26 protein-coding genes are annotated in these 25,819 nt (G+C 58.6%); 12 read left to right on the forward strand and 14 right to left on the reverse strand.

Going from position 1 to position 25,819, the window contains the following annotated elements:
• Window positions 1-120 precede the first annotated feature (120 nt).
• The 7 genes from fba to tkt all read right to left on the reverse strand — a co-directional run bounded on the left by fba (window position 121) and on the right by tkt (window position 6,599).
• Window positions 121-1,185, reverse strand: a complete 1,065-nt coding sequence (fba, locus tag ACODS3_RS07845) for a class II fructose-bisphosphate aldolase (protein ID WP_025258230.1) — start codon at window positions 1,183-1,185, stop codon at window positions 121-123.
• Between the two features lie 117 nt (window positions 1,186-1,302).
• Window positions 1,303-1,629, reverse strand: coding sequence for an MliC family protein (locus ACODS3_RS07850; protein WP_201001681.1), 327 nt, complete (start codon window positions 1,627-1,629; stop codon window positions 1,303-1,305).
• 54 nt (window positions 1,630-1,683) lie between these two features.
• The gene (locus ACODS3_RS07855) at window positions 1,684-1,881 is read right to left on the reverse strand and encodes a hypothetical protein (protein ID WP_201001680.1); all 198 of its coding nucleotides are present in this window, start codon (window positions 1,879-1,881) and stop codon (window positions 1,684-1,686) included.
• A gap of 83 nt (window positions 1,882-1,964) precedes the next feature.
• Window positions 1,965-2,195: a putative periplasmic lipoprotein gene (locus ACODS3_RS07860; RefSeq protein ID WP_201001679.1), complete on the reverse strand. Its 231-nt coding sequence runs from the start codon at window positions 2,193-2,195 to the stop codon at window positions 1,965-1,967.
• 28 nt (window positions 2,196-2,223) lie between these two features.
• Entirely contained in the window at window positions 2,224-3,387 is a 1,164-nt protein-coding gene (locus ACODS3_RS07865; protein WP_201018241.1) for a phosphoglycerate kinase, read from the reverse strand.
• A gap of 16 nt (window positions 3,388-3,403) precedes the next feature.
• Window positions 3,404-4,453 carry an erythrose-4-phosphate dehydrogenase gene (epd, locus tag ACODS3_RS07870; RefSeq protein WP_201018242.1) on the reverse strand — a complete coding sequence of 350 codons (1,050 nt, stop codon included), beginning with the start codon at window positions 4,451-4,453 and terminating at the stop codon, window positions 3,404-3,406.
• A 148-nt stretch (window positions 4,454-4,601) separates the two neighbouring features.
• A complete protein-coding gene (tkt, locus tag ACODS3_RS07875) occupies window positions 4,602-6,599 on the reverse strand; it encodes a transketolase (protein ID WP_201018243.1) in 1,998 nt (665 codons plus the stop codon).
• Window positions 6,600-6,855: 256 nt separating this feature from the next.
• On the opposite strand from tkt, the gene ACODS3_RS07880 reads away from it, so the two are divergent.
• From ACODS3_RS07880 to ACODS3_RS07890, 3 genes are all read left to right on the forward strand, one after another.
• The gene (locus ACODS3_RS07880; RefSeq protein WP_201001673.1) at window positions 6,856-7,851 is read left to right on the forward strand and encodes an ArsR/SmtB family transcription factor; all 996 of its coding nucleotides are present in this window, start codon (window positions 6,856-6,858) and stop codon (window positions 7,849-7,851) included.
• A 20-nt stretch (window positions 7,852-7,871) separates the two neighbouring features.
• Window positions 7,872-9,062 (forward strand): methionine adenosyltransferase, encoded by a 1,191-nt coding sequence (gene metK, locus ACODS3_RS07885; RefSeq protein WP_201001671.1) that lies wholly within the window; start codon window positions 7,872-7,874, stop codon window positions 9,060-9,062.
• A 353-nt stretch (window positions 9,063-9,415) separates the two neighbouring features.
• Window positions 9,416-9,835 carry a hypothetical protein gene (locus ACODS3_RS07890; protein ID WP_304574814.1) on the forward strand — a complete coding sequence of 140 codons (420 nt, stop codon included), beginning with the start codon at window positions 9,416-9,418 and terminating at the stop codon, window positions 9,833-9,835.
• Between the two features lie 7 nt (window positions 9,836-9,842).
• On the opposite strand, the gene ACODS3_RS07895 is transcribed toward ACODS3_RS07890, so the two are convergent.
• A complete protein-coding gene (locus ACODS3_RS07895) occupies window positions 9,843-10,463 on the reverse strand; it encodes a LysE family translocator (protein WP_201018245.1) in 621 nt (206 codons plus the stop codon).
• A gap of 186 nt (window positions 10,464-10,649) precedes the next feature.
• On the opposite strand from ACODS3_RS07895, the gene ligB reads away from it, so the two are divergent.
• Both ligB and ACODS3_RS07905 read left to right on the forward strand, forming a co-directional pair.
• A complete protein-coding gene (ligB, locus tag ACODS3_RS07900; RefSeq protein WP_489033953.1) occupies window positions 10,650-12,335 on the forward strand; it encodes an NAD-dependent DNA ligase LigB in 1,686 nt (561 codons plus the stop codon).
• Window positions 12,336-12,391: 56 nt separating this feature from the next.
• Window positions 12,392-12,793, forward strand: a complete 402-nt coding sequence (locus ACODS3_RS07905) for a DUF1090 domain-containing protein (RefSeq protein WP_201018247.1) — start codon at window positions 12,392-12,394, stop codon at window positions 12,791-12,793.
• Between the two features lie 10 nt (window positions 12,794-12,803).
• Here the strand turns inward: ACODS3_RS07905 and ACODS3_RS07910 are convergent, their stop codons facing one another.
• From ACODS3_RS07910 to ACODS3_RS07920, 3 genes are read right to left on the reverse strand one after another with little or no spacing between them, the layout of a single operon-like run.
• Complete coding sequence (locus ACODS3_RS07910) at window positions 12,804-13,253, reverse strand: c-type cytochrome (protein ID WP_489033994.1); 450 nt, start codon at window positions 13,251-13,253, stop codon at window positions 12,804-12,806.
• A 58-nt stretch (window positions 13,254-13,311) separates the two neighbouring features.
• Window positions 13,312-13,710: an MAPEG family protein gene (locus ACODS3_RS07915; protein ID WP_201018248.1), complete on the reverse strand. Its 399-nt coding sequence runs from the start codon at window positions 13,708-13,710 to the stop codon at window positions 13,312-13,314.
• Window positions 13,711-13,719: 9 nt separating this feature from the next.
• Complete coding sequence (locus ACODS3_RS07920) at window positions 13,720-14,559, reverse strand: EamA family transporter (RefSeq protein ID WP_489033954.1); 840 nt, start codon at window positions 14,557-14,559, stop codon at window positions 13,720-13,722.
• A 176-nt stretch (window positions 14,560-14,735) separates the two neighbouring features.
• Between ACODS3_RS07920 and ACODS3_RS07925 the strand changes: the two genes are divergently transcribed.
• The 7 genes from ACODS3_RS07925 (at window position 14,736) to ACODS3_RS07955 (ending at window position 22,060) form a co-directional block, all read left to right on the forward strand.
• On the forward strand, window positions 14,736-15,557 hold the full coding sequence (locus ACODS3_RS07925; protein ID WP_201018250.1) for a DeoR/GlpR family DNA-binding transcription regulator: 822 nt from the start codon (window positions 14,736-14,738) through the stop codon (window positions 15,555-15,557).
• A 314-nt stretch (window positions 15,558-15,871) separates the two neighbouring features.
• Window positions 15,872-16,390 (forward strand): RNA polymerase sigma factor, encoded by a 519-nt coding sequence (locus ACODS3_RS07930; RefSeq protein ID WP_201001662.1) that lies wholly within the window; start codon window positions 15,872-15,874, stop codon window positions 16,388-16,390.
• Entirely contained in the window at window positions 16,387-17,385 is a 999-nt protein-coding gene (locus tag ACODS3_RS07935) for a FecR domain-containing protein (RefSeq protein ID WP_304574818.1), read from the forward strand. The genes ACODS3_RS07930 and ACODS3_RS07935 overlap by 4 nt, the downstream gene beginning before the upstream one ends.
• 87 nt (window positions 17,386-17,472) lie before the next feature.
• The gene (locus ACODS3_RS07940; protein WP_489033955.1) at window positions 17,473-19,890 is read left to right on the forward strand and encodes a TonB-dependent siderophore receptor; all 2,418 of its coding nucleotides are present in this window, start codon (window positions 17,473-17,475) and stop codon (window positions 19,888-19,890) included.
• 78 nt (window positions 19,891-19,968) lie between these two features.
• Entirely contained in the window at window positions 19,969-21,075 is a 1,107-nt protein-coding gene (locus tag ACODS3_RS07945; protein ID WP_201018253.1) for a PepSY-associated TM helix domain-containing protein, read from the forward strand.
• The gene (locus ACODS3_RS07950; RefSeq protein WP_201018254.1) at window positions 21,072-21,239 is read left to right on the forward strand and encodes a hypothetical protein; all 168 of its coding nucleotides are present in this window, start codon (window positions 21,072-21,074) and stop codon (window positions 21,237-21,239) included. The genes ACODS3_RS07945 and ACODS3_RS07950 overlap by 4 nt, the downstream gene beginning before the upstream one ends.
• A 191-nt stretch (window positions 21,240-21,430) precedes the next feature.
• Complete coding sequence (locus ACODS3_RS07955; protein ID WP_201018255.1) at window positions 21,431-22,060, forward strand: glutathione S-transferase family protein; 630 nt, start codon at window positions 21,431-21,433, stop codon at window positions 22,058-22,060.
• A 121-nt stretch (window positions 22,061-22,181) separates the two neighbouring features.
• On the opposite strand, the gene creD is transcribed toward ACODS3_RS07955, so the two are convergent.
• From creD to creB, 3 genes are all read right to left on the reverse strand, one after another.
• The gene (creD, locus tag ACODS3_RS07960; protein WP_489033956.1) at window positions 22,182-23,558 is read right to left on the reverse strand and encodes a cell envelope integrity protein CreD; all 1,377 of its coding nucleotides are present in this window, start codon (window positions 23,556-23,558) and stop codon (window positions 22,182-22,184) included.
• A 100-nt stretch (window positions 23,559-23,658) separates the two neighbouring features.
• Window positions 23,659-25,074 carry a two-component system sensor histidine kinase CreC gene (gene creC, locus ACODS3_RS07965; RefSeq protein WP_489033957.1) on the reverse strand — a complete coding sequence of 472 codons (1,416 nt, stop codon included), beginning with the start codon at window positions 25,072-25,074 and terminating at the stop codon, window positions 23,659-23,661.
• Complete coding sequence (gene creB / locus ACODS3_RS07970) at window positions 25,074-25,760, reverse strand: two-component system response regulator CreB (protein ID WP_201001648.1); 687 nt, start codon at window positions 25,758-25,760, stop codon at window positions 25,074-25,076. The genes creC and creB overlap by 1 nt, the downstream gene beginning before the upstream one ends.
• Between the last annotated feature and the right edge of the window lie 59 nt (window positions 25,761-25,819).

The raw sequence follows: 25,819 nt of genomic DNA on the forward strand, positions 1-25,819 counted from the left end.
GTCGCGGCCAAGGCCCCTCCCACGAAACCTGTGGGAGGGGTCTTGGCCGCGACTTCACAGTTGAAACGCCGCTAACAAAAAACCCGCATCTCTGCGGGTTTTTCATTACTGGATCAACACTCAGTTGATCTTGGCATCCAGCTCGCCTTTGGCATAACGCTCGAACATGCGATCCAGGGAGATCGGCTTGATCTTCGAGGCGTTGCCAGCGGTGCCAAAGGCTTCGTAACGGGCGATACAGACGTCACGCATCGCGACGACGGTCTTGGCCAGGTATTTGCGCGGGTCGAACTCGCTGCGGTTCTTGGCCATGAATTCACGGATGGCACCAGTGGAGGCCAGACGCAGGTCGGTGTCGATGTTGACCTTGCGCACGCCGTACTTGATGCCTTCAACGATTTCTTCGACCGGCACGCCGTAGGTTTCTTTGATGTCGCCGCCGTACTCGTTGATGATCTTCAGCCATTCCTGAGGAACGGACGAAGAACCGTGCATCACCAGGTGGGTGTTGGGAATGCGCTTGTGGATTTCCTTGATGCGCTCGATCGCCAGGATGTCGCCGGTAGGCGGCTTGGTGAACTTGTAAGCGCCGTGGCTGGTGCCGATGGCGATTGCCAGGGCATCGACCTGGGTCTTCTTGACGAAGTCAGCAGCTTCTTCCGGGTCGGTCAGCATCTGGCTGTGATCCAGGATGCCTTCTGCGCCAACGCCGTCTTCTTCACCGGCCATACCGGTTTCCAGAGAACCCAGAACGCCCAGCTCGCCTTCCACGGAAACGCCACAGGCGTGAGCGAAAGCCACTACGCGACGGGTTACGTCAACGTTGTATTCGTAGCTGGCAGGCGTTTTGCCGTCTTCAGCCAGGGAGCCGTCCATCATGACCGAGCTGAAGCCCAACTGGATCGAGCGCTGGCAGATGTCCGGGCTGGTGCCGTGATCCTGGTGCATGACCACCGGGATGTGCGGGAACTCTTCGACTGCCGCAAGGATCAGGTGACGCAGGAACGGGGCACCGGCGTATTTGCGGGCGCCGGCCGAAGCCTGAACGATCACCGGGGAGTCGGTCTTGTCGGCCGCTTCCATAATGGCGCGCATTTGTTCCAGGTTGTTTACGTTGAAAGCTGGAACGCCGTAACCGAATTCGGCTGCGTGGTCCAACATCTGGCGCATGCTGATAAGTGCCATTGTCTGTATCTCTCCCGGTCGGGTCGTTAATCGTGCAAGCCTGCCGTAGTGGCGACTGCTATTCAAGTTATACGCATTGGCCACAGGGCCATGCGGTGGTGGAACATCGGCTACGACTTATCTGGCCTTGCAGCCGCGTCCGATCAAATCGTTGGTGGCGTCCCAATAAATCAGGCCTTCGCTACCTTTGTTGGCAAACGCCAACACATTGTTACTGTAGAGCGTCCCGCTGGCAGCACCAGGTTCGGCCTTGAGCCTGAAAACCTGATCGCTCTGGTTCAGGCGTACATCCACTTCCTTTTTGGCCGAATCGGCAAAGCGCCAATGAACTTCGGCCTTGCTGTCACACACCCAATGGTTCCAGGAATCACTGGATTGCGGCGCCTTGGTGGTCGCACAACCGCCAAGCACTGCAAATGCCGCAAGGGCAATCAAGCCTTTCATCACGTCTCCTGGCCTGCCCCGGAAAGCCCGGCATGTGCCGCTCGCTTCTGTACTTCAGGGGCAGTTCTGTTCCTGATTACGGTCACTGGCCGGTTCACCCGTTACATGTGCCTCGACCCGCTGACTGTTTTCGGTCGTCGGAACACTCACGGAGGCCGGGCTGAATATTTCACAGGTACGGGCTTTAGAGCCCGGACTGCTGCAACCTGCCAATACAATGCAACTCACAAGAGCCAGGGTGGCGATTTTCATGGCGAAACTCCTTCTCGAAAAAGATCCCACCTTTTAATGACCGCCAAAGCTCGCAGATGTTGCCAGCGAGCTTTCAACCTGACTCAGAGACAGCCCACATCTCCCGTGCGCGGCATGAACTCGTAGCGGTCCCATACTTCCTGACCGCCACGCTTGTAGATCACTGGCACGGTTTCAGCCTGCCAACCGGCCTGATAGCAACTCAATTGAAGCAGCTGCGCCTGAGGCTCAGGTTCCGAATCGTTTATCTCAGGCTTGCTCGCACAACCGGCCAGCACACCTGCGATAAGCAACAGCGGTAACGTCCTGACCATGAACTACTCCCTTTCCTGAACCGGAAAATCAGGCCTTTGCACGCTGCTCAAGCACTTCAACGGCTGGCAGGACCTTGCCCTCGACGAACTCGAGGAAGGCGCCACCACCGGTAGAAATGTAGGAAATCTGCTGTGCAACGCCGTACTTGTCGATGGCCGCCAGCGTATCGCCGCCACCAGCGATGGAGAACGCTGCGCTTTCGGCAATGGCCTTGGCCAGTGTCTTGGTCCCTTCACCGAACTGATCGAACTCGAACACGCCGACCGGACCGTTCCACAGGATAGTCCCGGAAGATTTCAGCAATTGGGCAAACTGGGCAGCAGTCTGCGGACCGATGTCGAGAATCATGTCGTCATCGGCAACGTCAGCGATGAGCTTGACGGTTGCGGCAGCGCTTTCAGCGAACTCCTTGGCAACCACCACATCCACCGGCAATGGCACGCTGACCTTGGCGGCGATGGCACGGGCGGTGTCCAGCAGGTCCGGCTCATACAGCGACTTGCCGACCTTGTGACCGGCTGCTGCCAGGAAGGTGTTGGCGATACCGCCGCCGACGATCAACTGGTCACAGATTGCGCTCAGGCTGTTGAGCACATCCAGCTTGGTGGAAACCTTGGAGCCGGCAACGATGGCCGCCATTGGCTTGGCCGGAGCGCCCAGGGCCTTGCCCAATGCTTCCAGCTCGGCCGCCAGCAGAGGACCTGCCGCAGCGACCTTGGCAAATTTGGCAACGCCGTGGGTCGAACCTTCGGCGCGGTGTGCGGTACCGAAAGCGTCCATCACGAATACGTCGCACAGAGCGGCATACTTCTGCGCCAGCTCGTCAGCGTTCTTTTTCTCGCCCTTGTTGAAGCGCACGTTCTCGAACAGCACGACATCGCCAGCCTTGACGTCGACGCCATCAAGATAGTCGGCAACCAGCGGGACTTCACGGCCCAGCGCCTTGCTCAGGTAGTCGGCAACCGGCTTGAGGCTGTTCTCGGCCGAGAACTCTCCTTCGGTCGGACGACCCAGGTGCGAGCAGACCAGTACGGCAGCACCCTTTTCCAGCGCCAGCTTGATGGTCGGCAGCGAAGCAAGGATTCGGGCATCGCTACTGACAACGCCGTCCTTGATCGGGACGTTGAGGTCTTCGCGAATCAGCACACGCTTACCTTGCAGATCGAGGTCGGTCATCTTCAACACGGTCATGAGGCGTTCCTGTTTTTTACTGTTGTTGATCAGCGACGCGCAAGAAATGGTCTGCAACGTCGAGCATCCGGTTGGCAAAACCCCATTCGTTATCGAACCAGGCCAGCAGGTTTACCAGCCGGGGGCCGGAAACTCGGGTCTGACTCGCATCGACAATGGCCGAATGAGGGTCATGGTTGAAATCACAACTGGCATGCGGCAACTCGGTGTATGCCAGCAGGCCTTTGAGAGGGCCGCTGGTGGCGGCCTCACGCAAGATACGGTTGATTTCCACAGCATCGGTATCACGTGCCGTTTGCAGCGTGATATCCAGGCACGAGACGTTGACCGTCGGTACGCGAACTGCTTTGGCCTGAATTCGGCCCGCAAGTTCCGGCAGGAGCCGCTCAATTCCGCGTGCCAGACCAGTGGACACCGGAATTATCGACTGAAAAGCCGAGCGCGTACGGCGCAAATCCTCGTGGTGATAAGCATCGATCACCGGCTGATCGTTCATTGCCGAGTGGATGGTGGTGATCGAAATGTATTCAAGGCCCAGCGCGTCATCCAGCAACCGCAGTAAAGGCACGCTGCAGTTGGTGGTGCAGGATGCGTTGGAAACCAGTCGCTCGGTGCCGGTCAGTTTCTGCTGATTGATACCGAACACGATGGTGGCATCCACATCGGACTCGCTGGCCATCGGTTGCGAGAACAGCACCCGCGACGCACCCGCATCGAGAAAGCGCTGGCCATCTTCGCGGGTGTTGTAGACGCCCGAACATTCAAGCACCAGATCCGCACCCAACGCCGCCCAGTCGATACCTTCCGGCGTTGCGCTGCGCAGAACCCTGATCCGGTGGTCGTTGATGTGCAGGTATTCCCCGTCGACCCGCACATCGCCGGGGAAACGGCCATGAGTGGAGTCGAAACGGGTGAGATATTCGAGGCTGGCCATATCGGCCAGATCATTGATCGCGACCACTTCAAAACCTGCCCGGGCACCTCGCTCACAGAGCGCGCGCAAGACACAACGACCGATTCGGCCATAGCCGTTCAGAGCAACTTTGTAAGGGCGGTTTTGGGGCATGGTGGTGCTCGCAAGACAAATCGTACTGCGCATAAACCTGTAGGAGCGGACTTGTCCGCGAAAACACTCAGCCAGACGATACAAAAGTATTGGCTGGGCTGGCCTCTTCGCGGATGAATCCGCTCCTACAAGATTATTGCGACCTTTCTCAGTCTTCCAACAACTCTTCAGCCGTGCTCAGGATGTTCTCCAGAGTGAAGCCGAACTCCTCGAACAACGCAGGTGCTGGTGCCGACTCACCGAAAGTGGTCATGCCGATCACGCGGCCTTCCAGACCGACGTACTTGTACCAGTAGTCAGCGTGGGCAGCTTCGATAGCGATACGAGCGCTGACCTGCAATGGCAGAACGGCTTGCTTGTAGCCTGGGTCCTGAGCTTCGAAGACGCTGGTGCAAGGCATGGAAACCACGCGCACCTTGCGGCCTTGAGCGCTCAGGGCGTCGAACGCCTGCACGGCCAGACCGATTTCCGAACCGGTAGCGATCAGGATCAGCTCAGGCTCGCCCGCGCAGTCGCGCAGTACGTAGCCACCACGGGCGATGTCCGCCAGTTGGGCTTCGTCACGCGCCTGGTGAGGCAGGTTCTGGCGCGAGAAGATCAGCGCCGACGGGCCGTCATTGCGCTCGATGGCGTATTTCCAGGCCACAGCCGATTCCACGGCATCCGCCGGACGCCAGGTGTCCAGGTTCGGCGTGGTACGCAGGCTGGTCAATTGCTCGACCGGCTGGTGAGTCGGGCCGTCTTCGCCCAGACCGATGGAGTCGTGGGTAAACACATGGATCACGCGCTTCTTCATCAGAGCGGCCATGCGCACAGCGTTACGGGCGTATTCCATGAAGATCAGGAAGGTCGCGCCGTAAGGGACGAAACCGCCGTGCAGGGCGATACCGTTCATCATTGCCGCCTGACCGAACTCACGCACACCGTAATGCAGGTAGTTGCCGTTGGCGTCTTCGCCGGTGATGCTCTTGCAACCTTTCCAGATGGTCAGGTTGGAACCGGCCAGGTCAGCCGAACCGCCCAGGATCTCAGGCAGCAGCGGGCCGAAAGCACCCAGAGCGTTCTGGCTGGCTTTACGGCTGGCGATGGTTTCGCCCTTGGCGTTGACTTCAGCCACATAAGCAGCCGATTTTGCAGCGAAGTCGGCAGGCAGCTCACCGCTCATGCGACGGATGAACTCGTTGGCCAGCTCAGGGAAAGCAGCGGAGTAGGCAGCAAAACGCTGATCCCAGTCAGCTTCGGCAGCCAGGCCTTTTTCCTTGGCATCCCATTGGGCATAGATATCAGCCGGGATCTCGAAAGGACCATGGTTCCATTTCAGCGCAGCGCGGGTCAGAGCGATTTCATCAGCGCCCAGTGGAGCACCGTGGGACTCTTCCTTGCCCTGCTTGTTCGGCGAACCGAAACCGATGGTGGTCTTGCAGCAGATCAGGGTCGGCTGCTCGCTCTTGCGGGCGGTGTCGATGGCGGTCTTGATTTCGTCGGCATCATGACCGTCGACATTGCGGATGACCTGCCAGCCGTAGGACTCGAAGCGCTTCGGCGTATCGTCGGTGAACCAGCCTTCGACTTCGCCGTCGATGGAGATGCCGTTGTCATCGTAGAAGGCAATCAGCTTGCCCAGGCCCAGAGTACCGGCCAGGGAAGCAACTTCGTGGGAAATACCTTCCATCATGCAGCCATCGCCCATGAACACGTAGGTGTTGTGGTCGACGATGGTGTGGCCTGGACGGTTGAACTGTGCTGCCAGAGTCTTTTCGGCAACGGCAAAGCCGACGGCGTTGGCAAAACCCTGCCCCAGCGGGCCAGTGGTGGTTTCGACGCCCGGGGTGTAGCCGTATTCCGGGTGACCCGGCGTGCGGCTGTGCAATTGACGGAAGTTCTTCAGGTCGTCGATGGACAGATCGTAGCCGGTCAGATGCAGCAACGAGTAAATCAACATCGAACCGTGGCCGTTGGACAGAATGAAGCGGTCACGGTCGGCGAACGCTGGGTTGGCCGGGTTGTGCTTCAGATAATCGCGCCACAGAACTTCGGCGATATCCGCCATGCCCATGGGGGCACCGGGGTGGCCGCTGTTGGCTTTTTGCACGGCATCCATGCTGAGGGCACGAATGGCGTTGGCACGCTCACGACGGCTTGGCATCGCTGATCTCCTGGAGAATGAAGGAATGGGATCGGAAAAAAGGCGACCATTTTCTCTCAGGCACTGCCTGGGAGCAATGAAAGATAGTCGTTGGCAGGTGTTTTTCCTGCCTTGTCGCCTTATTTACCCTCATTGATGCAGTCTGGCTGCGCCAATAACGTGATGGACATCACGGACAGTTGCCCCATCAACCAATATCAAAACTTTTTGATATTGCTATTGCAGCCTGACCGGTCGCTAACTAGACTGCGACCCCATGAACCTATGCGTACCTGCAATTAGCCATGACGACTGCGACGACCTCTCTGCCTTGTGCAAGGCCGGCGGCGACCCTCTACGGCTGAATGTATTGCGCGCCCTGGCCAACGATTCGTTCGGCGTACTGGAGCTGGCGCAGATATTTGCCATCGGCCAGTCAGGCATGAGTCACCACTTGAAAGTGCTGGCACAAGCCGCTCTGGTGGCGACGCGCCGGGAAGGCAACGCAATTTTTTACCGCCGCGCCCTGCCCCATACCGAACTGACCGGCGGCAGGCTGCACGCGGCCCTGCTCGACGAGGTGGATGCCCTGACACTGCCGCAGGAAGTCAGCCTGCGCATCGACCTTGTGCATCGTCAGCGCGCCCAGGCCAGTCAGGATTTCTTTGCCCGTACTGCAGAAAAGTTTCGCGCCCAGCAGGATTTGATCGCCGGCCTTGGCCAATACCGTGACAGCCTGCTGAGCCTGCTGGACAAACTGAGCTTCACCGCCCAGGCAACGGCACTGGAAGTCGGCCCCGGCGACGGCGGCTTTCTACCGGAACTGGCCAGGCGCTTCGCCCATGTCACCGCCATGGACAACAGCCCGGCGATGCTGGAGCTGGCCCGCGATGTCTGCGAGCGCGAGAAGCTGGACAATGTCGAGCTGGTACTCGCCGACGCCCTCACGGGCACTAAAGTGAGCGCCGACTGTGTCGTTCTGAACATGGTGCTTCACCATTTGGCAGCACCGGCCGAAGCCTTGAGGCAACTGGCCGATCGATTGCAACCCGGCGGTAGCCTGCTGGTAACAGAGTTGTGTAGTCATGACCAAAGCTGGGCCAGGGAGGCCTGTGGCGATCTTTGGTTAGGTTTCGAACAGGATGATCTGGCCCGTTGGGCCATCGCTGCGGGGCTAGTTCCCGGGGAAAGCCTGTATGTAGGCTTACGTAATGGTTTCCAGATCCAGGTTCGCCATTTTCAGCGACCGGCTGGCAACACTCACCATCGGTAAAATTCAGGAAACCCGTAGAGATGAGCGAATACTCACTTTTCACCTCCGAGTCCGTGTCCGAAGGACATCCAGACAAGATCGCCGACCAGATTTCCGACGCAGTACTGGACGCTATCATTGCCCAGGACAAACACGCTCGCGTAGCAGTGGAAACACTGGTCAAGACTGGCGTTGCAATCGTGGCCGGCGAAGTTACCACCACTGCCTGGGTTGACCTGGAGCAGATCGTTCGTGACGTGATCAGCGACATTGGCTACACCAGCTCCGACGTCGGTTTCGACGGCGCCACCTGCGGCGTGATGAACATCATCGGCAAGCAGTCTCCTGACATCAACCAGGGTGTGGACCGTGCCAAGCCTGAAGATCAGGGCGCCGGCGACCAGGGCCTGATGTTCGGCTACGCCAGCAACGAAACAACTGAACTGATGCCTGCGCCAATCGCGTTCTCGCACCAGTTGGTGAAGCGTCAGGCTGAAGCCCGCAAATCCGGCCTGCTGCCATGGCTGCGCCCGGATGCCAAGTCCCAGGTGACTTGCAGCTATGAAAACGGCAAGGTCGTGGGCATCGACGCAGTCGTTCTGTCGACCCAGCACAACCCGGAAGTCTCCTACAACGATCTGCGCGAAGGCGTGATGGAACTGATCGTCAAGCACGTGCTGCCAGCCGAGCTGCTGCACAAGGACACTCAGTTCCACATCAACCCGACTGGCCAGTTCATCATTGGCGGCCCGGTGGGTGACTGCGGCCTGACCGGTCGCAAGATCATCGTCGACAGCTACGGCGGCATGGCTCGCCACGGCGGCGGCGCGTTCTCCGGTAAAGATCCATCCAAGGTTGACCGTTCCGCTGCCTACGCTGGCCGCTACGTTGCCAAGAACATCGTTGCTGCCGGCCTGGCCGAGCGCTGCGAGATTCAGGTTTCCTACGCTATCGGCGTCGCTCAACCGACTTCGATCTCGCTGAACACCTTCGGCACCGGCAAGATCAGCGATGACAAGATCATCAAGCTGGTTCGTGACATCTTCGACCTGCGTCCATACGCAATCACCACGATGCTCGACCTGCTGCACCCGATGTACCAGGAAACCGCTGCCTACGGCCACTTCGGTCGCACGCCGCAAACCAAGACCGTGGGTGACGACACCTTCACCACGTTCACCTGGGAAAAAACCGACCGCGCCGACGCCCTGCGCGCTGCTGCCGGTCTATAATACGCTTTAACGCTTCAACACAAAGCCCCGGACGACCTGATCGTTCGGGGCTTTGTTGTTTCTGCCAATTGCGAAAGCCTTGAATCCGCCGGTGACCTCGGTCGAGCCTGCCGGTATTTTTTCTTACAGCCGAAACTTAGTTTGAAATGTCCAGTCTGTATAGATAATAGCGGAATGCCACATTCGCAACAGTTTAAAATCAAAAGTCCGCTTTAATGACCCGGCCTTAACGAGGTGTCCCGCACACTAAGCCATTAATGGTTTCCCCGCCCCCAACAAATCAATCACTCTCGCAGAGTCGAGTGAGGCTGATTACTTTGCCAGTTATTCCTGCACTTATTGTAAGGAACATCATGAAACTCAAGGCTATCCTGCTGGGCTCCATTCTGATTGTTTCACCGTTCTATCAGGCTTTTGCCGATAATTGCAGAGCCAATATCTTTGGTGGTTATGACTGCCGTTATGACAATGGAACAACCTCAACCAGCAGGTCAAATATCTTCGGTGGGCAAGATACACAATACAGCGACGGCAGACGTTCAAATAGCCGTTCAAACATCTTCGGCGGGCAAGACACTCAATACAATGATGGCACCCGTTCAAACAGCCGCGCCAACATCTTTGGCGGACAAGACACACAATACAGCGACGGCAGAAGTTCAAACAGCCGCTCAAACATCTTCGGCGGACAAGACACCCGAAACAGTGATGGCAGCAGCTCAAAAAGCCGTGCAAACATCTTCGGCGGGCAAGATACAACCAATGAGAAATAACCGGGCCTCAAGCCCGCCGCGACACCAATAACACCGAAGCTGCTCCCGCAAGCAACCCGGCGCAAGCGCGATTGAACAAGCGCTTGCCGCTGGGTCGTGCAAACAGACGACGGGCATGCACGCCCATGTAGCCGTAAAGACAGATAGCGACACACTCCAACACAATGAACAGCCCGCCCAGTACCGCGAACTGGCTGGTAACGTGGTTGGTGTCATCGATGAACTGCGGCAGGAAGGCCGTGAACAGGAGAATCGCCTTCGGGTTGCCGATGGCTACCAGAAACTCCTGACGCGCCAGGCTCCACATGCTTGCAGAAGCACCGCTCATATCGCCCTGATCCTGAGGATTGGCTCGCCACAACTGCACTGCCAGGTAAAACAGATAGGCTGCGCCGAAAATCTTGATCACATGAAACAGCCATTCGGACGTATGCAGTACCGCCGCCAGGCCCACTGCGGCCAGCGAGATCATGATCACGAAAGCCAGCAATCGACCCGCGCCACCGACACATGACCTGACAAAGCCATAGCGCGTTGCGTTACTGATCGACAGCAGATTGTTCGGGCCGGGCGCCATGTTGAGAGCAAAACAGGCAGGAATGAAAACGGCGAGAGTTGATATATCCATTGAGCACCCGATCAAGAGCTGGACTGAATGCCTATTCTGCACGCCTGCAATAAAGACTAAAGACACAGCCATCCACGTAAATCACAGACATCTGTACCTGCCGAAAAAACCTGTAACCACCTTGTCCGCCGCAACAACGAACAGTGACTAGCCTCAAGGCCACTCCCTCAAGGCAAGGACGCTTCGATGTTGAACGCTGTACGTTTATTGAGCTGCGCAACCCTGTTTTTCAGTGTGTCGGCAGCCTTTGCCAACCCATGCCCTGACTGGTCACCGGCAAAGGCCAGCAACGAGATTCTGGCCCTGCAACATCAGGTTAGCCAATGGGACGATAGCTATCACCGCCAGGGCGTCTCGCTGATAGAGGACGAACTTTATGACCAGTCACGCCAGCGCCTGAGCTTTCTACAGTCCTGTTTCTCCTCGACCAGACCCTCCACTGACAACCCGCTGAAAACCGCCCGAGGCCCGCTTACTCACCCTATCCCGCATACCGGCGTGAACAAACTGGCAGACGAGCGAGCGGTGCAGGAGTGGTTGAAAGACCGAAAAGGCTTGTGGATACAGCCCAAGGTCGATGGGGTAGCGGTATCGCTGGTGTATGAAAACGGCAGGCTCAGCAAGGCAATCAGTCGCGGTGACGGCCTCAAGGGCCAGGACTGGACACGCCATGCACAAGGGATCTCTGCCATTCCCAAGCAACTTCCCCAGCCGGAAGCGCTGGTTCTGCAGGGCGAGCTGTACTGGCGTCTGTCAGGCCATGTTCAGGCCACTTCGGGCAGCATCAATGCTCGCAGCAAGGTCGCGGGGCTGATGGCTCGACAAGACATGAGCGACAAAGAAGCGACCAGTATCGGGTTATTCGTCTGGGACTGGCCAGCCGGCCCGGCAGACATGAAGGAGCGGATCGCCGGCCTGAAAGCCATGGGCTTCAGCGACAGCGCCATCTATACCCAGCCGCTGGAAAACTTCACCCAGGCCAGTGAATGGCGCAACCACTGGTATCGCACTGCCCTGCCATTCGCCACTGACGGCGTCATCATGCGTCACGGCGAACGGCCGCCTGTGCAGCGCTGGCAAGCCAGGGCACCGTACTGGATCGCCGCCTGGAAATACCCTTACGCTCAGGTGCTGGCCGAAGTACGCAAGGTCAACTTCAATATCGGACGCAGCGGCAGAATCACGCCCGTACTGGATCTCAACCCGGTGCGTCTGGATGACCGGACAATCAGCAAGCTCAGCGTCGGCTCCCTGCAACGCTGGCAAGCACTGGATATCCGCCCTGGCGATCAGGTTTCCCTGAGCCTGGCGGGCCTTACCATCCCGCGCCTGGACAAGGTAGTTTCACGAAATATCGAACGAATTGAACTGACGGTTCCGCAACAAAGCGATTTTCATGGTCTGAGTTGCTGGCAGCTAACGCCGGGATGTGAAAGTCAGTTCCGGGCCAGGCTGGTCTGGCTCAGCAGCAAGAAGGGGCTGGCACTGCCTGGAGTGGGCCCGGGAAGCTGGGACAAGCTGATCGAGGCCGGAGAAATCAACGGTTTGCTCGATTGGATGACCCTGAATCGTGGGCAGCTTGCTAAAATTCCGGGTTTTGCAGAACGTAGCGGCACTAAACTGTTCGACAGCTTGCAAATAGCGCGTGAAAGATCGTTCCAGACCTGGCTTGTCGCTATCGGCCTGCCCCCGGCAGGCGGGATAAATCCGGGCATGGAATGGCACGAACTGGCTGCACGAAGTATCGAGCAATGGCAAAACGAACCGGGTATAGGCCCAGGAAGGGCCAAAAGACTCTGGGAGTTTTTTCAGGACCCGCAGGTGCAGGCATTGCGCGAGCAGCTACGGGAGCAAGGTATCGCAGGCTTTTAATATCGTTTTTTTCATCGCCCGCGTGCCCGGACGTTATGGTTTTTCAAGGAGTTCACATGAAGTTTCTTTCCACCCTGATTCTGATCGGCAGCTTTACGCTGTCAGCGTCGCCCTTAATGGCTGCCGAACAAGCCCCGCCCGTGTCGGAGTGCCTGGTTAAGAGTCAGGAGATCAATAACAGGATTCAAGAAGCCAAGGCCGAAGGCAACAAACGTGAGCAGGCGGGCCTGGAAAAAGCCCTGAGCGAAGTCAACGCCAACTGCACCGAGACTTCACTGCTCAAGCAACGGGAACAGAAAGTGCTGGATGCCAAGCGCGAAGTGAGCCGCCGCCAGACCGACCTGAACAAGGCCATGGCCAAAGGCGATCCGGAGAAAATCGACAAGCGTAAGGAAAAGCTCGCGGACTCACGCAAGGAATTGCAGGACGCCCAGACCGAGCTTGAAAAAGTCCAGTAGGTGCCTGGTTTCAATGATTCCTGAACTCCCGATGACACGCCTGGCACGCAGCCTCGACCTTGTCGACCGCTGGTGTCAGGTTACTGGCTGAAAACGGCCTGACGCCGGACACAGCCACCAGTTCGCCTGTCGCCGCTTCGAGCGAGCGGGCCATTTCCTGAAAGCGGGCCTGTTTCTGCCAGACCGCATCCGTCGCGCTTGTCTGGTCAGGCTCCTTGATCTGCGGGAAATGTTTCCAGGGCTCATGGGCCAGGCTGTCCAGCCGGATGGCACCCTCGCTGAAACGCTGGCCATCGAAAGCTATGCGTCCGCGCAACATGCCGCCCAGATCCTCGCTGGTCTTGAGCATTTCCTTGAAGATCGCCTTGCGTTGCCCCAAGGGTGAATCGGGGTCGACACCGCCACAGGCGCTCAATAGCAGACAGGACAGCAGGGCAACACACAGTCTTTTCAAATCAATACTCGATACATCAAATGGACAGTGGTGGCCAAGGTCCCTGGCCACCACTGGAAAACACTCAGGCAGCCGGGAAAGCGGAAGCGCCAAACAACCCGACCACAAGACCCAACCCGATCAACCAGACGATGGAACGCATGGTAGCCAGATCGGCAAGGTAGAAGATGATGTAGAGCAAGCGGCTGGTAATGAATAGAACAGCCAGCACGTCGATAGTGACCAACTGCGCATTGCCCGCGATATGGGCAATGATCACGGCCGCCGCGAACGCCGGGGTGATTTCATAGCTGTTCAACTGCGCCGCATGGGCGCGCTTGGGAAAGCCCTCAAGATGATCGAGAAAGTTTCGCGGGTCGTGATTATGTCGAGACGTGAATTTGCCATTCCCGTACTTGGCGATGGCTGAACAAACGATCGGCAGAAAAATCGCGACCAACACACACCAGAATGCAACTGTCATACCTATTTCCTATAGCTGGAACTTCATTAGAAACATGCCGAACAACACCAGCCCGCAAGCCAATAGCCGAGGGCGACCAAAAGGTTCTTTCAGATAACGCATACCAAACAACACCACCAGCACCACGCTGACTTCGCGCAATGCCGCGGCCTCGGCAACCGAGCCCAGTTGCATGGCCCACAGCACCAACGCATAACTGAACAGGACACACAGCCCGACACACAGCCCCAACTGCCATTGCTCACGCCAGAACAACATGAAGGCCGGGCGCTTGTGGCAGACCGCAAGTAACGGAAACGGCCAGGCGCTGATCAACGTCAGCCAGACCAGATAGTCCAGCGGATGCGCACCCAGCCGGATGGCTTGCCCGTCGATCCAGGTGTAGCTACCGATACATACGCCAATCAGGCCCACTACGGGCAACATCGACCAGGGCAGGCGAGCACCGCCACCTCCATGCCAAAGCAGGCAGACCATGCCACAGGGGATCATCACAATCCCGAAGATCTGCTGGGCGTTCAATTGCTCGCCCGCGAACATCAAGGTCAGCCCCAGCACGACCAACGGCGAAAGCCCGCGCATCAGCGGGTAAACCAACCCCAGATCACCTACCCGATAAGCCTTGATCAGCAGATAGCGATAAAGCAGCTCAAGCACTGCCGAAACCACCAGCCATGGCCAGATATGCCGTTCAGGCACCGTGACAAAGCCCAGCGCCAGTACTGCACAAACCAAGGCCACTGCATCCATGCTGGCAATCACAAGCAGTCGTTCGACACTGAACTTGACGAGGGTGTTCCATGTTGCATGCAGTACCGCTGCCATCAACACCAGAGCAGTTGCCAGCACTCTTTCTCTCCTTGAAACAATTCTCCGCAACGGCAGGAATGACCCCCGAGCATAGAGGATTCAGCGAGTGCCCACAGCCTTGCCATGGAGAGAGCTGCTGCGATTGTCGGAGCGATTGGCTAAGATGCCACGACCGCCGCTTGCCGCTGGCGGGTCATGGATGCACAGGAGTAACAATGTCCACCGAAGAGGATATCGCCATCGTTGGCGGTACACCGATGATCCCCGATCAGCGCCGCGAACTGATGCTTCGTCAATTGCGCAAGCACCAGGTACTCAGCGTGCATCAGTTGATGGAGATGTTCGACTGCTCGCACATGACCATACGCCGCGATATCGCCGTGCTGGAGCAGGAAGGACGTGCCTATTCGGTGACCGGCGGCGCACGTATCGCCAGCCAGGTTCACAGTGAACCCAGCCATCAATCCAAGGCCGTCGTGGAGTTGCCCCACAAGCAAGGCATGGCCAGGCTCGCGGCCGGGCTGTTGCACCCGGACATGACCATTTATCTGGATGCCGGCACCAGTACTCTGGAGATCGTGCCGCATATCGTGGCGCTGTCCGGCATGACGGTGGTCACCAATGATTTCGGCATCGTCAACGCTCTGGCCGATGCCGCCCATGTGGATGTCATCCATACCGGTGGTCTGCTCGACCATCCCAACCGCTCCAGCGTAGGCGGCCTGGCTGCCGCGACGCTACGCCAACTGGCGACCGATGTTGCGTTCCTGTCCACCAGCTCATGGGACCTGCAACGGGGCACCACCACGCCGTCGGCGCTTAAAGTCGAAGTCAAACAGGCAGCCATGCAGTCGGCATCACAAACCGTGTTGATCGCCACCAGCTCCAAATACGGCACGTTCGGCATGTACAAGGTCTCGGCACTTGAGCAGTTCGACACCATCATCACCGATGCCGCGCTGGCAGAGGCCGCTGCCGATGGCATTCGCAAGCATCGTATCGAGCTGTTGCTGGCACCGGTCGGTAACAAGCGCTGACTGATTTCGCGAATGAATTCGCTACCGGGTAATGCCGATCAGTTAAGGCACAAGCAAAACCTGTGGGAGGCAGCTTGCTGGCGAAAAGGCCTTGAAACCGGCAGATATTCTGCGCCTGTACACTGAAGTCGCCAGCAAGCTGCCTTCCACAAAGTTATTTATGACCTTAACTAACCGGCATTACTCCTACCGGAGTGGTGTGAATTCATTCGCGAACCGCTCATTCCGATAAGCGTCAATTGCCAGCATCCACGCGCTCTGACAGAATCGCGAATAGTTCTCGTTATTTAACACATTCCCATTCGAGGCCATTCGTGTCGTCAGCCCCAAGCACTCATAACGAGATCGTTGGCGTGTTGTATCGCGACCATCGCAGCTGGCTGCTGGCCTGGCTTCGACGCAATGTGGCCTGCCCACAGCGGGCTGAAGACCTGAGCCAGGACACTTTCGTTCGCCTGCTCGGGCGTGATGAACTCAAGGCCCCGAATGAACCCCGTGCTTTTCTGGCAGCCGTCGCCAAAGGCCTGCTGTTCGATTATTTCCGTCGCGCAGCACTGGAACAGGCTTATCTCAACGAGCTGATGCTGATCCCGGAAGCGGAGCACCCTTCCCCGCAGGATCAATTACTGATCCTTGAAGACCTCAAGACCATCGACCGCATGCTGGGCAAACTGTCGAGCAAGGCACGGGCGGCGTTTCTGTATAACCGTCTGGACGGCCTGAGCCATGGTGAAATAGCCGAACGGCTGGGCGTTTCGGTTTCACGGGTCCGGCAATATCTGGCCCAGGCCATGCGCCAGTGCTATGTCGCCCTCTACGGCGAGCCGACATGAAACTCGCAGGCTCCAGACCCGTTTCGGCGCAAGTTCTTGATGCCGCCATTGCCTGGCAACTCTGCCTGGACTCCGGCGACGGGATCGAGCAGGACGAATTCAGCAAATGGCTGGCCGCCAACGAAGAACATGCCAGGGCCTGGAGCCAGTTGGGCATGCTTAACCAGCGCTTCGCCATACCCTCAGGCCCGGCACGCAAGGCACTGCAACAAGCGCCCGGCACCCTTCGCCGTCGCGTGCGCAAGCTGGGCGGCGGGCTGGCCGGGTTGATGTTGAGCTGCGGGCTGGCGCTGTTCATGAGCGAGCGCTATCTGCCGCTGGATTACTGGCTCGCCGATCAGCGCACCGCTACCGGCGAACAACGTGACATTCGTCTGGCAGACAACACGCTGATCCGCCTCAACACCCACAGCGCAATCGATGTGCGTTTCGACGCGAAACAGCGCCGGGTCGTGCTCCAGGACGGCGAAATACTGGTCGAGACCGGCAGCCATGACGACCCGCGCCCCTTTATCGTCGAAACCAGCGACGGCAGGATGCGCGCTCTGGGCACGCGCTTTCTGGTCAGGCGCGAAGCCGATGGTACGCGCCTGAGCGTGCTGCAATCGGCAGTCGCGGCCAATCCGCGTGACAACGGGAACGAACAGGTCTTGCGCGAGGGTCAACAGATCCTGCTGACCCCAGACGGGCTCGGCCCGCTGCTGAGCCTGCCTTCAGGCGCCGATGCCTGGACCCGCGGCATGCTGGTGATGGACAACGCACGCCTGGGCGACATGCTCGACGAACTGAGCCGCTACCGGGTCGGCTACCTGGGAGTATCGCCTCAGGTGGCGGACTTGCGGATTACCGGGAGCTTCCCGTTGGGCAATACCGACCTGGCCCTCAAGGCCTTGTTGCCGACCTTGCCGGTGCAGATCGAACAGCACACGCCATGGTGGGTGAAAGTCCAGGCACGGAGCGAGAAAAACGACAGCGTTGCGCCCGAAAAACCCTGAGTCCGAATTTATTTTCAAACAGCCCTGTCACTTTCTCAGACTCATGCGGCAGAGAGGCAATAGATACCGTTTGCCCTGGAGCCTTGTATGTCTCGCCCGCTTGAAACCCTGATGCGTCCCAGCCTGTTGGCATTGGCAATCGCCCTTGGCGTACCGCTGGTGAGCACTTCACCCATTGCCGCCGAACAGGCTTCAAGCGTTCGCGCCTACAACTTGCCGGCCGCTGCTCTGTCCACCACGTTGAATCAGATTGCCAGTCAGGCTGGATTGGCTCTGGCGATAGACCCGTCACTGGTCAGCGGCCGCACATCGGCACCGGTGCAAGGCCAGTTCGAGGCCACCGCAGCCATGCGTCAGGCATTGCGCGGAACGGGCCTGCAATTGGTACGGAGCACGTCGGGCACTTACAGCCTGGAAGCCGCACCGGAAGGAACCATGGCCTTGCCGGAAACCAACATTCAGGGGTTTCAGGGCGAAACTGAAACGGCATGGGGCCCGGTCGAAGGTTATACAGCGACCCGCACAGCGGCGGGCAGCAAGACGGATACACCCATCGTGGAAGCGCCGCGTTCGATCTCGGTCGTGACCCGCCAGCAGATGGATGACCGCTCGGTGCTCAACCTCAACGACGCCCTGCGCTATACCGCTGGTGTCGTCAGCAGCGGTTATGGCTCCGACTCGCGCAACGACTGGCTGCGCATTCGCGGCTTCGTCCCGACCCAGTTCCTCGATGGCCTGCCGATGCCGGTCGGTTCCTATGCCAACCCCAAACCCGAGCCCTGGAACCTTGAGCGCATCGCAGTCCTGCGCGGCCCATCGTCTTCGGTCTACGGCCAGACACCGCCAGGCGGCATGCTCGACATGGTCAGCCGCCGCCCGCAAGCCGAAAGCAGCAACGAAGTCGGCCTGCAGGTCGGCAACAACGAACACAAGCAGATCAATTTCGACAGCACCGGCAAGATCGACGATGAAGGCCAGTTCCTGTATCGCGTCAGCGGTGTCGTGCGTGACAGCGGCTCGGCCATCGACCACATCCCGGACAAGCGCTACAACATTGCGCCCAGCGTGACCTGGAATATCGATGACGACACGCACCTGACGTTCATCTCGCAGTACACCCGCGACGATACCGGGATCACCGGCCAGTTCCTGCCCTTGCAGGGCACCAAACTGGATTCGGCTGCTGGCAGGATTTCCCATCACAAGAACCTGGGTGATCCGGACTGGGAATTCTATGACCGCACCTATTACGCACTGGGCTATGCCTTCGACCATCGCCTGAACGATGTCTGGCAGTTCCGCCAGAACCTGCGCTACACCAAGAGCGATCTGTCGTTCCAGGCCCTGAGCGTCGCCAATGGCGCGACTGCGGTCGACGCAGACGGCAATATTGGTCGCAGCACCGGTATCGTCAACGAAGACATCAGCCAGTTTGCCGTGGACAACAACTTCCAGGCCGACTTCCAGACCGGTGCGCTGAGCCACACCGTATTGCTGGGCCTGGACCATCAGCGCTCCAATACCAATTACCAGTGGAAGTATGGCTGGGGTAACGTTCCGGGCACCAACGTCAACCGCCCGGTGTACGGCGCAGATTTCTCCAACGTGCTCTACTCGACGCTGTACGACTACAACCAGAAAACCCAGCAGACCGGCCTCTATGCACAGGACCAGATCTCTCTGGACAAGTGGCGCCTGACCCTGGGTGGACGTGAAGACTGGATTCACACCGGCACGAAGTTCTATAACAACAACGACGTGACCAGCACCCAGCGTGACAGCAATTTCAGCACCAACGCTGGCTTGAGCTATGTGTTCGATAACGGCTTCACGCCTTACATTTCCTATACCGAGTCATTCCAGCCAGCCTCCGGCGCAGGCGTCAGTGCGACCGAATCGTTCAAGCCGACCGAGGGCCGTCAGTACGAAGTCGGCCTGAAGTACCAGCCGGTCGGCTCCAAAACCCTGCTGACTGCGGCAGTGTTCGATCTGCGCCAGAAGAACGTGTCGATCACCGAAAACAGCATCACCAGCCAGATTGGCGAGATCAAGGTCCGTGGCCTGGAACTTGAAGCCACTTCGGACGTGACTGATAACCTGAAACTGATCAGTTCCTACACCTACACCGACAGCGAAATCCTCAAGGGCGACGACAAGGGCAGCCGCGTCCCGCAAGTACCGCGTAATCAGGCCACCGCCTGGGCTGACTACACCTGGCACAACGGCACACTCGACGGCTTTGGCGTCGGTGCAGGCGTACGTTATGTCGGTGACACTTACGGCAACCAGAGCAATACCGACCTTGGGCATGTGGGTTCCTACACCGTATATGACGCCTCGGTGCATTACGATCTGGGCCGCCTGGCCAGCAGCCTTAAAGGTGCTTCGATAGCCGTGGATGCCAAGAACATCTTCAACAAGGATTACCTGGCTACCTGCGATGGTTTCTGGTGTTACTACGGCGATCAACGCAACGTCGTCGCCAGCGTCAATTACAAGTGGTGATTCAGCCACGGCATCTCTATTAAAGTGAGAACCAAAGGCCCCTGATTGTCAGCGGGCCTTTTGCTTTTGGAACATGCAATGAAAAGTCAAACCGTGCGCCGCTGGTCCATCGTTCATACCTGGAGCAGCCTGATCTGTACGCTGTTCCTGCTGATGCTGGCGATCACCGGCCTGCCGCTGATCTTTCATCACGAGATCGACCACCTGCTGGGCGATGCGCCGCACTATCGGGAAATGCCCGCCGACACGCCACGCCTGAACCTTGAACAACTGGTCCAGGCCGCAGAAACCCATCGCTCCGGTGAAGTACTGCAATACTTCGGCTGGGACGAAGACGATCCCGACGGGGTCATGGCGATTACGGCGGCGACGGCTGGCACCGAGCCCAATTCGTCCCACACCTTCGCCCTGGATGCACGCACCGGCGAAGCCCAGGAAATGCCTTCGGCCAACGGCGGCTTCATGATGGTCATGCTGCGCCTGCATGTGGATATGTATGCCGAACTGCCGGGCAAACTGTTGCTGGCGTTCATGGGCCTGCTGTTTGTGGTCGCTATTGTCTCCGGGACCGTGTTGTATGCGCCCTTCATGCGCAAGCTTGAATTCGGCACCGTGCGCGCAGGCAAATCCACCCGCACCCGCTGGCTGGACCTGCATAACCTGATTGGCGTCGTAACCCTGACCTGGGCGCTGGTGGTCGGCGTAACCGGGGTTATCAGTGCCTGTGCCGACCTGTTGATTGCCTCATGGCGCAACGACGCGCTGGCCACGATGATCGAGCCATATCGCGATGCGCCGCCGCTGCTCCAGCGAGCGCCTGCCACAAACCTGCTGGAAATCGCCGAAGCCGCCGCGCCGGGAATGAAACCGGACTTCATCGCCTTCCCCGGCACACGCTTTTCCAGCGAGCACCATTACGCCGTGTTTCTCAAGGGCAATACGCACCTGACGGCTCACTTGGCGACACCGGTCTTGATCGATGCGCAAACCCTGAAAGTCACGGCCATCGTCGAACGGCCCTGGTACATGGATGCCCTGGGCATGTCCCAGCCCCTGCATTTCGGGGATTACGGCGGCATGCCGATGAAAATCCTGTGGGCGGTGCTGGATGTGCTGACCATCATCGTGCTGGGCAGCGGTCTTTACCTGTGGTGGGTACGCCGTCGAACGCAGGTGAAAGCATGAAAAAGGGTTCGACCTTTGCCGTGCCCGGTCTGGTTGGCGTACTGACAGGCGCGGGCTTGTTCATGGCTCTGCTGGGAGATGGCTGGTGGGATACCCTGGCCTGGCTCGGGATGGGGATTGCCGCGGGGCTGAGTATTCGGGGGTTGATGAAACGTCGGGGATGACTCTGTGGGAGAGGCCTTGGCCGCGACTTCATTCACAGGCGCTGAAAACTGGAAGCTGATAAAAGAGCATTGGCCTCACCGGCCCCGTCGCGGGCAAGCCCCCTCCCACAAGGAATTCATTCGCGAAAACCGGATTGCAGACCCACAGCCCGCTGACTAGTCTATGAATCTGTACCCGCCGAGGAACATTCATGTCAGCACCTACCATGACGTTGTATTCCAACCCAGCCTCTCCCTTCGCCCGCAAGGTGATTGTCCTGCTGCATGAAACCGGACAGTTCGACAGAGTGAAGTTGCAGACGATATTGCTCACCCCCGTCACGCCCTCTGCCGAACTCAATGATGACAACCCTGCCGGCAAGATCCCGGCATTGCGCCTGGCTGACGGCAATATCATTCATGACAGCCGGGTGATCTTCGACTATCTGGATCACCAGCATGTAGGAAACCCGCTCATTCCCCGCGAAGGCTCGGCGCGCTGGAGGCGCCTGACCCTGGCTTCACTGGCCGATGCATTGATGGACGCCGCCCTGTTGATTCGTTATGAAACCGCGCTGCGACCCGAGGAAAAGCACTGGGACCAGTGGCTCGATAACCAGCAGGAAAAGATCGAGCGCGCCCTGAGTTATTTCGAGCAGGATGCAATCACCGAACTCAGTTCAGCCTTCGATGTAGCCTCCATCAGCGTGGCCGCCGCCCTGGGTTATCTGGACTTCCGTCAACCGGACCTGCGCTGGCGCAGCAGCTATCCGCGACTGGCTACCTGGTACGCCGATGTCAGCCAGCGGCCATCGATGCTGGCGACCCGACCGTTCGTTTGAGTGATCGACAGCCTGTTCGCCTGACGCACAGCGTCGGGCCGAACCGGCGTTGGCGAACAGGCTCCTGATCCCTTCGATCAAATACCTTGCCTGCACCTGCTCTTCGCGCAGCCCGAGCCAGTTACTCATGGCCGGCCTCCAGAACGGGCTCAGTGGTTTTTACCGACTTGCCCGGCGTGATGCTGTACCAGTCGAGCCTGCGGGTCAGGACCATGAACACACCCAGCAGGCCGAACAAGAGCAGCGCGCCCATCAGCAAGGCGTAGTCTTCAGCACTGAGCAGCCCGTAGAGCAAGCCATACAACGCCGTCAGACCAGCGGCGAACCCCAGGCCATGCAGCACGCCACCCAGCACGTAACAGACATAGAAGCCGATCAACAACACGCAGGCCACAGCCGACACCAGATAGGCACTGGCAAACCCGATGTGCTCGGACAGTGACAGCAACAGCAGGAAGAACAACGCCAGCGCCGCGCCCACCAGAGCATACTGAACAGGGTGTACTGCCATGCTCTTGAGGACTTCGAAGAGGAAGAAACCGGCGAAGGTCAACGCGATAAACAACAGCGCATATTTGATCGCCCGGTCGCTCTTCAGGTATTGATCGACCGGCTCGATGAAGCTGACACCGAAACTACGGTTCTTGAACTCCTGGCACTTGTTTGCCTGCTGGCAACGGCTCAGCGCGTCTTCCAGGTTGGTGGAGAAGAACGACGTCTGCCAGTTGGCACTGAAGCCTTCGACGGAAATATCCCGGCGTGCAGGCAGATAGTTGCCGATAAAGCTTGGATGCGGCCAGTCGGCAGCCAGTTTCACCGTGCTGGATTTGCCCACGGGGATGACCTTGAATTGCCCGGTGCCTTGCAGACGCAGATCGAAAGCGAACTCCAGACTGGTCTGCTGTTTGCCATCCTGCATCGGCAGATTGACGCTCACGCCCTCGCCCAGCCAGCCCAACCGTGTACCGGGGACGAAATCCAGAGCCTGGCCTTCCAGTTGTAGTTTCATGGCACTTTCTATACCGCGGACATCGCTGATGCCCACTGCCAGAAAAGGACGATCGAACTCGTAATCGGCCAGGTTCTCGGTGATCCCGAAGTTCTCGGGCAGCACAAAATGGCCACTGACGCGATTGTCTGCATGGTAGAGACGAGCTTCGTAGATGCCCCGCGAACGCAACTCTGTCTGGACCTTGCCATCGAGCTCGAAGCGCTCCGGCAAAAAATACAGGTAACCCTTTTCCTGCGCAGGCTCCAGATAAGACTCGTTGGTCTGCACATTGGTCTTCCAGACCCGCACCGCCTTGCGATAAGGCACCGCCATGACCGGCCCGCTCAGCTGTTGGCTGAGGCTTGAGCTGCTGGCGATATTCTGCAGTACCGAATCGCGTTGCTTCTGCCGCTCCGCGATCAGGTTCCCGATCATCATCAACGGAATCAACAGCAGGATGACCAGCGCAGCGATCATTCCCAGTTTTACAGCCAGACTTCGGTTCATGGGGCTCTCCCTGTTTTCGATAGGGAAAGTCTGGAGGCGCTATGTGGAGCGATGATGGGGAGCGTGTGGAGATTGTGTGTTTGTATCGCGAACGAACCGACTACAGCGACAAGGTCACCAGAACCCCGCCTTCAACATTTCCGACATGCAGTTCGCCGCCATGCAATTGCACGACCTCTTCGACGAAGTTGAGCCCCAGCCCGGTGCTCTTGCGGCCACTGTGCGGTCGGGGCAGTGAATAGAAACGTTCGCAGAGACGCGGCAAGGCGTAATCGGGAATCGGTGCTGCGGTATTGAAGAGAGTGACGCGAATACGCTCACCGATTCGCTCGGCCGCCAGACGCAAGGTCCCGCCCGACGGAGTGAAATCCAGGGCGTTGTCCAGCAGGTTGGCCATCGCCTGACGCAACAGGAACCGCTCGCCCAGCAGATACAGGTCGGTGCCGATCAGTTGCTCGATCTGTAAACCCTGGCGTTCGGTGCGAACACCGCGCTCGCCCAACAGTTCATCGACCAGCTCTGCCAGCGGCACGGCCACTTTCTCTTCCAGGCCCTGACGCTGCTCGACCATGGCCAGGTTTAGCAAGCGTTCGATCAATTGCTGCATGCGCTCGCTTTCACCATCGATATTGCTGACGAAGCGCTGGCGCTGCTCGGCGGGCATTTCATCCTGCAATAACTCGGCAGCACCGCGAATCGCTGCCAGAGGGCTTTTCAGCTCGTGGGTCAGCGTATGCACATAGCGCTCGACATAGGCCTTGCCTTCCAGTTGGGTACGCATGTGTTCGACCGCTGTGGATAACTGCTCCAGCTCGCCACCGCGATAATGCGGTAGCTCGGCACGACGCCCTTCACTGACCGCCTGGGCATAGTCGGTCAGGCGGCGTAATGCCGAGCTGAGCCACCAGGAAAACAGCGCGCCCAGCAACAGGCCCAGGATGATCAGGCCGATGCCGTACCACAGCAGACGACGCTCGGCCCGGTCCACATAGGGTTGTAGCGAACTGTTGGGCTTGGCCACGGTAACGACGCCGATGATCGTGTCGTTGTCGCGAATCGGCGCTCCGACATACATCACCGACGAGTTGGTGTCCTCGGGATCGCTGCGGGTCGAACGGGCACCGTATTCGCCACGCAAGGTCAGGTAGACATCGTTCCAGCGCGAATAATCCTGCCCCGTCGCTTCGCCGATGGAATCGAACAGCACAATGCCTCTGGCGTCGGTAATGTAGATGCGGTTGTTGACCTGAGTCTTGGGCAAACCCCAGATCTTCGCGGCCGGCTGGCGCAGGCCGTAAGCCTTGAGCGCATCGGGAAAACGGCTCTGGTTCAAGGTGCCGTGGCTGACATCACTCTGGAGGATTTCAGCCAGCAGGTTGGCAGTGTCCACCAGCGTTTCTTCGGTGGACTGACGCACGCCGGGGCGCACTTCTTTCATGACCGTACTGAGCACGAAGTAACCGGTCAGGGCGATGAACACCGCATAGACCAGAAAAATCCGGATACTCAGGGACATCAGCTGTGGCCTGGGCTGTAGCTGTAACCGAGGCCACGATGGGTCTGGATCGGCTCTGCATCGGCGGCAACAAGACGCAGCTTTGCACGCAGGCTTTTGATATGGCTGTCGATGCTGCGCTCATAACCGGCATCGCACGCCACGCCCAGCGCATCGAGCAATTGCTCGCGGCTGAATACCCGTTCGGGTTGCTCCAGCAGGCACTGCAACAAGCGGAACTCATGCCGGGTCAGGCTCAAGGCCTGGCCACGATAAGTGATCTGTACGCGCTCGCGGTCGACTTGAAACACTTCGTTGTCGCTGCCTGCCGCCGTGGCCGTGCGAGGCAGCATGCGCTTGAGGATAGCCCTGACCCGCGCCGCCACTTCACGAGGGCTGAACGGCTTGACCACATAATCGTCAGCGCCGATTTCCAGGCCTACGACCCGATCGATTTCGCCATCCCGGGCACTGAGGAACATGACCGGGACGTCGCTGAAACGGCGCAATTGCTTGCAGGCCTCAAAGCCGGTGATATCCGGCAAGCCAATGTCGAGAATGATCAGGTCGGCCGGTGTGCCGCGTTGATGCTCGACCGCCGCCTGACCGAGGCCCAGCCAGGTCGTGGTAAAACCCTCGCCTTGCAGCGCATAGACCAGCGTGTCGGCTATCGCGGCCTCGTCTTCGACAATCAAAATATGCGGCATGGCATCCGGGCGCTTGAGATAAGGCCGCAAGGATTCGCGATTTCAGCCCTCGACGTCAA

The sequence above is a fragment of the Pseudomonas sp. FG43 genome (genome assembly GCF_057809175.1).

What these genes read in the sequence shown, in the direction of transcription:
- ACODS3_RS07855 (WP_201001680.1), bottom strand. Translation starts at nt 1,881, where the DNA reads ATGAAAATCGCCACCCTGGCTCTTGTGAGTTGCATTGTATTGGCAGGT.
- creC (WP_489033957.1), bottom strand. Translation starts at nt 25,074, where the DNA reads ATGTCCCTGAGTATCCGGATTTTTCTGGTCTATGCGGTGTTCATCGCC.
- creD (WP_489033956.1), bottom strand. Translation starts at nt 23,558, where the DNA reads ATGAACCGAAGTCTGGCTGTAAAACTGGGAATGATCGCTGCGCTGGTC.
- ACODS3_RS07890 (WP_304574814.1), top strand. Translation starts at nt 9,416, where the DNA reads ATGAAACTCAAGGCTATCCTGCTGGGCTCCATTCTGATTGTTTCACCG.
- metK (WP_201001671.1), top strand. Translation starts at nt 7,872, where the DNA reads ATGAGCGAATACTCACTTTTCACCTCCGAGTCCGTGTCCGAAGGACAT.
- ACODS3_RS07950 (WP_201018254.1), top strand. Translation starts at nt 21,072, where the DNA reads ATGAAAAAGGGTTCGACCTTTGCCGTGCCCGGTCTGGTTGGCGTACTG.
- ACODS3_RS07905 (WP_201018247.1), top strand. Translation starts at nt 12,392, where the DNA reads ATGAAGTTTCTTTCCACCCTGATTCTGATCGGCAGCTTTACGCTGTCA.
- creB (WP_201001648.1), bottom strand. Translation starts at nt 25,760, where the DNA reads ATGCCGCATATTTTGATTGTCGAAGACGAGGCCGCGATAGCCGACACG.
- ACODS3_RS07955 (WP_201018255.1), top strand. Translation starts at nt 21,431, where the DNA reads ATGTCAGCACCTACCATGACGTTGTATTCCAACCCAGCCTCTCCCTTC.
- ACODS3_RS07860 (WP_201001679.1), bottom strand. Translation starts at nt 2,195, where the DNA reads ATGGTCAGGACGTTACCGCTGTTGCTTATCGCAGGTGTGCTGGCCGGT.
- ACODS3_RS07880 (WP_201001673.1), top strand. Translation starts at nt 6,856, where the DNA reads ATGAACCTATGCGTACCTGCAATTAGCCATGACGACTGCGACGACCTC.
- ACODS3_RS07850 (WP_201001681.1), bottom strand. Translation starts at nt 1,629, where the DNA reads ATGAAAGGCTTGATTGCCCTTGCGGCATTTGCAGTGCTTGGCGGTTGT.
- tkt (WP_201018243.1), bottom strand. Translation starts at nt 6,599, where the DNA reads ATGCCAAGCCGTCGTGAGCGTGCCAACGCCATTCGTGCCCTCAGCATG.
- ACODS3_RS07940 (WP_489033955.1), top strand. Translation starts at nt 17,473, where the DNA reads ATGTCTCGCCCGCTTGAAACCCTGATGCGTCCCAGCCTGTTGGCATTG.
- ACODS3_RS07895 (WP_201018245.1), bottom strand. Translation starts at nt 10,463, where the DNA reads ATGGATATATCAACTCTCGCCGTTTTCATTCCTGCCTGTTTTGCTCTC.
- ACODS3_RS07935 (WP_304574818.1), top strand. Translation starts at nt 16,387, where the DNA reads ATGAAACTCGCAGGCTCCAGACCCGTTTCGGCGCAAGTTCTTGATGCC.
- ACODS3_RS07925 (WP_201018250.1), top strand. Translation starts at nt 14,736, where the DNA reads ATGTCCACCGAAGAGGATATCGCCATCGTTGGCGGTACACCGATGATC.
- ACODS3_RS07945 (WP_201018253.1), top strand. Translation starts at nt 19,969, where the DNA reads ATGAAAAGTCAAACCGTGCGCCGCTGGTCCATCGTTCATACCTGGAGC.
- epd (WP_201018242.1), bottom strand. Translation starts at nt 4,453, where the DNA reads ATGCCCCAAAACCGCCCTTACAAAGTTGCTCTGAACGGCTATGGCCGA.
- ACODS3_RS07865 (WP_201018241.1), bottom strand. Translation starts at nt 3,387, where the DNA reads ATGACCGTGTTGAAGATGACCGACCTCGATCTGCAAGGTAAGCGTGTG.
- fba (WP_025258230.1), bottom strand. Translation starts at nt 1,185, where the DNA reads ATGGCACTTATCAGCATGCGCCAGATGTTGGACCACGCAGCCGAATTC.
- ligB (WP_489033953.1), top strand. Translation starts at nt 10,650, where the DNA reads ATGTTGAACGCTGTACGTTTATTGAGCTGCGCAACCCTGTTTTTCAGT.
- ACODS3_RS07915 (WP_201018248.1), bottom strand. Translation starts at nt 13,710, where the DNA reads ATGACAGTTGCATTCTGGTGTGTGTTGGTCGCGATTTTTCTGCCGATC.